At 71.6% G+C, this 5163-nt stretch carries 6 protein-coding genes and 1 pseudogene; 4 read left to right on the top strand and 3 right to left on the bottom strand.

Translation table 11 applies throughout. The annotated features are described in order from the left end of the window. Positions 1-232: pseudogene (locus tag GT030_RS27645) on the bottom strand (2-phospho-L-lactate guanylyltransferase); the annotation flags it as partial. Between the two features lie 222 nt (positions 233-454). On the opposite strand from GT030_RS27645, the gene GT030_RS27640 reads away from it, so the two are divergent. The 3 genes from GT030_RS27640 to GT030_RS27630 are packed head-to-tail and all read left to right on the top strand — an operon-like array spanning position 455 to position 3536. Then, entirely contained in the window at positions 455-1312 is an 858-nt protein-coding gene (locus GT030_RS27640) for a lysophospholipid acyltransferase family protein (RefSeq protein WP_161203416.1), read from the top strand. Next, a complete protein-coding gene (locus GT030_RS27635) occupies positions 1309-2319 on the top strand; it encodes an NAD(P)H-dependent glycerol-3-phosphate dehydrogenase (RefSeq protein WP_161203415.1) in 1011 nt (336 codons plus the stop codon). Before GT030_RS27640 ends, GT030_RS27635 begins: the two co-directional genes overlap by 4 nt. 59 nt (positions 2320-2378) lie before the next feature. Beyond that, on the top strand, positions 2379-3536 hold the full coding sequence (locus GT030_RS27630; protein ID WP_161203414.1) for a D-alanine--D-alanine ligase family protein: 1158 nt from the start codon (positions 2379-2381) through the stop codon (positions 3534-3536). Between the two features lie 12 nt (positions 3537-3548). Here the strand turns inward: GT030_RS27630 and GT030_RS27625 are convergent, their stop codons facing one another. Beyond that, on the bottom strand, positions 3549-4067 hold the full coding sequence (locus GT030_RS27625; protein ID WP_161203413.1) for a DUF3515 domain-containing protein: 519 nt from the start codon (positions 4065-4067) through the stop codon (positions 3549-3551). A gap of 20 nt (positions 4068-4087) precedes the next feature. After that, complete coding sequence (locus GT030_RS27620) at positions 4088-4321, bottom strand: Lrp/AsnC ligand binding domain-containing protein (RefSeq protein ID WP_030808468.1); 234 nt, start codon at positions 4319-4321, stop codon at positions 4088-4090. A 205-nt stretch (positions 4322-4526) separates the two neighbouring features. On the opposite strand from GT030_RS27620, the gene GT030_RS27615 reads away from it, so the two are divergent. After that, positions 4527-5163 (top strand): thiamine-phosphate kinase (locus GT030_RS27615; RefSeq protein WP_161203412.1); only part of this gene is annotated, 637 nt, incomplete at its 3' end.

Genomic DNA, 5163 nt, shown 5'->3' with positions numbered 1-5163 from the left:
CCGGCTCGTCCGGCACGATCCGCGCGCCCAGTGCGGCCAGCGCCCGCCCGGCCACCGGGTCGTCCGTGACGACCGCCACATCCGCGACCTCGGGACACTCCAGTACGGCGGCCACCGTGTCCTGCGCGAACGCCAGCACCAGCCCCGGCCGCGCTCCGTCGGCAACGGCCTCCGCGAGCCTGCTTTTCGCCCGCGCCAAGGGCTTCAGGGGGATGACCAAGCTCCACTGCACCGGCGTACCGTCCCTCTCTGCTCGCGCTCATTGTCACCCGCTCCCACCGGACGGCCCGAGCCGCCCCGACGTGTGGGGGAATGCTGTGAAGGCCAGTCCGGGGGCGGTCGCCACAGACATGCGGGCGTACGGTGTTCTCGACAGACCGGCGGCCCGGAGTCACACTTGTGCGGCCCCCGGCCGAGGTGAAGGCCCTCAGAGGCCATGGAGGAAGGTGTCCGCGTGTCCCGCCGCAGAATCGGCTTCTGGTACCGCTTCGCCGCGGTGATCTGCAAACCGCCGCTTGCGGTTCTGATCAAGCGGGACTGGCGAGGAATGGAGCACATTCCGGCCGACGGCGGATTTATCACCGTGGTGAACCACAATTCCCACGTGGACCCCTTCGCGTACGCGCACTATCAGTACAACACCGGACGGGTTCCGCGATTCCTGGCGAAGAGCGGCCTTTTCAAGAAGGGATTCGTCGGCGCCGCGATGCGCGGTACCGGACAGATCCCCGTCTACCGCGAGAGCACCGACGCGCTGAGCGCATTCCGCGCCGCGATCGAGGCGGTGGAGAAGGGCGAGTGCGTCGCCTTCTACCCCGAGGGCACCCTGACCCGCGACCCCGACGGCTGGCCCATGACGGCCAAGACCGGTGCCGCGCGCGTGGCCCTGCAGACCAAGTGCCCGGTCGTGCCGGTCGCCCAGTGGGGCGTCAACGAACTCCTGCCGCCCTACGCGAAGAAGCCGAACCTCTTCCCGCGCAAGACCCACCACGTCCTGGCCGGCCCGCCGGTGGACCTCTCCCGGTTCTACGACCGGGAGATGACCGCCGACGTCCTGAGGGAGGCCACCGAGGTCATCATGGCGGCCATCACCCGCCAGCTCGAGGAGATCCGCGGCGAGAAGGCACCGGCCGTGCCCTACGACCCGCGCCGCGAGCGGATCGAGCAGCGCCGCCGCACCCGCGCCCAGTCCGTTCCGAGCGCCCCGTCCGGCCACTCGGTCCGGTCGGCCGACGGCCAGGTCCAGGACACCGTGCCCGCGCCCGCCGCCGAGGTCACGCCCACCGCCACCGAAGGGGGAAGCGGCAAGTGAGCACGCCTGTCCGGGTCGCCGTCATGGGCACCGGCTCCTGGGGCACCGCGTTCGCCGTGATCCTCGCCGACGCGGGCTGCGAGGTCACCCTCTGGGCCCGCCGCGCCGAAGTGGCCGACGCGGTCAACTCCACACGGACCAACCCCGGCTACCTGCCCGGCGTCGAGCTTCCGCCGGGCGTGCGCGCCACCTCCGACGCCGCCGAGGCGCTCGGGGACGCGGACTTCGTCGTCCTGGCGATCCCCTCCCAGACCCTGCGCGCCAACCTCGCCGACTGGGCCCCGCTGCTGGCCCCGCACTCCGTGCTCGTCTCCCTGATGAAGGGCGTCGAACTCGGTTCCGCCATGCGGATGAGCGAGGTCATCGAGGACGTCGCCAAGGTCGCCCCCGAACGGATCGCCGTCGTCACCGGGCCCAACCTGGCCCGTGAGATCGCCGCCCGGATGCCCGCCGCCGCCGTGGTCGCCTGCACCGACGAGGCGGTCGCCCGGCGGCTCCAGGCGGCCTGCCACACCCCGTACTTCCGGCCGTACACCAACACCGACGTCATCGGCTGCGAACTCGGCGGCGCGGTCAAGAACGTCATCGGTCTCGCCGTCGGCATCGCGGACGGCATGGGGCTCGGCGACAACGCCAAGGGCTCGCTCATCACGCGCGGCCTCGCCGAGACCACCCGGCTCGGCATGGCGCTCGGCGCCGATCCGCTGACCTTCTCCGGACTCGCCGGACTCGGGGACCTGGTGGCGACCTGCTCCTCGCCGCTGTCCCGCAACCACACCTTCGGCACCAACCTCGGCAAGGGCATGACGCTCGAAGAGACCATCGCGGTCACCAAGCAGACCGCCGAGGGCGTCAAGTCCTGCGAGTCCGTGCTGGATCTGGCCCGCAGGCACGGTGTCGACATGCCGATCACCGAGACGGTCGTCGGAATCGTGCACGACGCCAAGCCGCCCGTCGTCGCTCTCAAGGAGCTGATGTCGCGCAGCGCGAAGCCCGAACGACGCTGAGCGAAAGCGCCGGGTCGCCGCTGTCCGGGGGCACTGCCAACGGGTACTCTCAACGCGATATGAGCACCGAGAACCTCCCCCAGAACCCTGCGGCGCAGCCCCGCAAGCCGCGTGTGGCCGTCGTGTTCGGCGGCCGCTCCTCCGAACACGGGATCTCCACCGTCACCGCGGGTGCCGTCCTGGGCGCCATCGACCGGACCAAGTACGACGTCCTGCCGATCGGCATCACCCGTGACGGCCGCTGGGTGCTGACGGCCGACGAGCCGCAGCGGATGGCCATCACGGACCGCCGCACCCCGGAGGTCCTGGACGTGGCGGAGTCCACCGAGGGCGGAGTGGTGCTCCCGGTCGACCCGGCCAACCGCGAGGTCGTCTACAGCGAGCCCGGCACGGTGCCCAAGGCGCTCGGCGAGGTCGACGTGGTCTTCCCGGTGCTGCACGGCCCCTTCGGGGAGGACGGCACCCTGCAGGGTCTGCTGGAGCTGTCCGGTGTGCCCTACGTCGGCTCGGGCGTGCTCGCCTCGGCCGTCGGCCAGGACAAGGACTACATGAAGCGGGTGTTCACCTCCTTCGGGCTCAAGGTCGGCCCGTACATGGTGATCCGGCCCCGCGAGTGGCAGCGGGACGAGTCCGCCGCCCGCAAGCGGATCGTGGACTTCGCCGGTGAGCACGGCTGGCCGCTGTTCGTGAAGCCCGCCCGCGCGGGCTCCTCCATCGGCATCACCAAGGTCGAGGACCTCTCCGGTCTGGACGAGGCCATCGCCGAGGCCCAGCGCCACGACCCGAAGATCCTCGTGGAGGCCGCGCTGTCCGGCCGCGAGATCGAGTGCGGCGTCCTGGAGTTCGAGGACGGCCCGCGTGCCTCGGTCCCCGCCGAGATCCCGCCGCCCAGCGCGCACGCGTACTACGACTTCGACGCCAAGTACATCGACTCCACGCCCGGTGTCGTCCCGGCCCCGCTCACCGACGAGCAGACCGCCGAGCTCCAGCGGCTCGCGGTCGAGGCGTTCGAGGCGGCGTCCTGCGAGGGCCTGGTCCGCGCGGACTTCTTCCTCACCGACGACGGCGAGTTCGTCATCAACGAGATCAACACCCTGCCCGGCTTCACCCCCATCTCGATGTACCCCAAGATGTGGGAGGCCTCCGGCGTCGGCTACGCGGAGCTGGTGGACCGCCTGATCCAGGCGGCACTGCGCCGCCCGACCGGGCTGCGCTAGGCGCTCACCGCATCACCGCATGGAGGCGATCCCCTCGGGGATCGCCTTCTTCACGGCCGGGGCCAGGTCGACCAGGACCGCCGTCGAGTCGTCCGGGCCGGACAACTCCTCGGGCAGCGTGACCTCCACGTAGGCGCGGCGGTTGGCGGTGGTGAAGCGCGAGGAACCGTCGTCCCGCTTCTCCATCAGCCAGTCCACGCCGTCCACCCCGCCGGCCAGCGCGTGGGGGTCGTGGCCCTGGGCGACCTTGGGGTCGGTCATCTTCGGCGGCCGGACCACCCCGCAGCGCAGTATGATCGCCGGGCCCGACCAGCCCGCCGTATAGGCGGAAGCGGGCCGTGGGTCGTCGCGGTGCCGGCCGTCCACCTTCCCGGGCAGCGCCTCGTCCAGACGCCGGCACAGGGGGGCGGTGCGCGCGTCGGGGCGGGGAGCCGCGACCGTGGTGCCGTCGTCCGCCGTGGAACAGCCCGCGACCGCGATCAGCAGCGCGGGTGCGAGCAGGCCGAGGGGCCGGTGACGGAAGAAGTTCACCGGCCAAGCGTAGACGGGGGCTACAGATGCACGACCGGGCAGGTCAGGGTGCGTGTGATGCCGTCCACTTGCTGGACCTTGGCGACCACCATGCGACCCAGCTCGTCGACGGTGTCGGACTGGGCGCGGACGATGACGTCATAGGGTCCCGTCACGTCCTCGGCCTGGATCACTCCAGGAATCCTGCCGATCGTCTCGGCGACGGTCGAGGCCTTGCCGACCTCGGTCTGGATCAGGATGTACGCCTGTACCACGGAACCTCCAGGGCGGCCACGAGGATCATGTGGGGAAGAGGAACGCCACGGTATCGCGTCGCCGCTCTCCGAGGGGAGACCCTGGGGAACGGGGCACGCGTGCCGGGGTGCGGGCACGACGGAAGTTGACGGACACCTCGACCGTATCGGGGACACTGATGACGCGCGACCGGGCACGGGACAGGTACAGAAGGGGCTTGAGGCCATGAAGGGCACAGTGGGTGAGCTTGGTGAGTTCGGGCTCATCCGGGAGCTGACCTCCCGTCTCACCACCACCCCGGCGGTCCGGGTCGGCCCCGGTGACGACGCCGCCGTGGTCGCCGCCCCGGACCGCCGGGTGGTGGCGAGCACCGACATCCTGCTGGAGGGCCGGCACTTCCGCCGCGACTGGTCCACGGCGTACGACGTGGGCCGCAAGGCCGCCGCCCAGAACCTCGCCGACATCGCCGCGATGGGCGCCGTGCCCACCGCGCTGCTGCTCGGTCTGGTCGTCCCCGCCGAACTCCCGGTGACCTGGCCCACCGAGATGATGGACGGCCTGCGCGACGAGTGCCAGGTCGCGGGTGCCTCCGTGGTCGGCGGTGACGTCGTACGCGGCGACACGATCATGGTGTCGATCACCGCGCTCGGTGATCTGCGCAACCAGGAGCCGGTGACCCGCGCGGGTGCGCAGCCCGGCGACCTGGTGGCCGTCACGGGCTGGCTGGGCTGGTCCGCCGCCGGGTACGCGGTGCTCTCGCGGGGCTTCCGCTCGCCCCGCGCCTTCGTCGAGGCCCACCGCCGCCCCGAGCCGCCCTACCACGCGGGCCCGGCCGCCGCCGCGCTCGGCGCGACCGCCATGT

The organism is Streptomyces sp. SID1328, assembly GCF_009865595.1.
In the GTDB taxonomy this organism is placed as follows: domain Bacteria; phylum Actinomycetota; class Actinomycetes; order Streptomycetales; family Streptomycetaceae; genus Streptomyces; species Streptomyces griseoluteus.
Note: the sequence above shows the minus strand (reverse complement) of the source record. Positions and strands in the feature narration are given on the sequence as shown.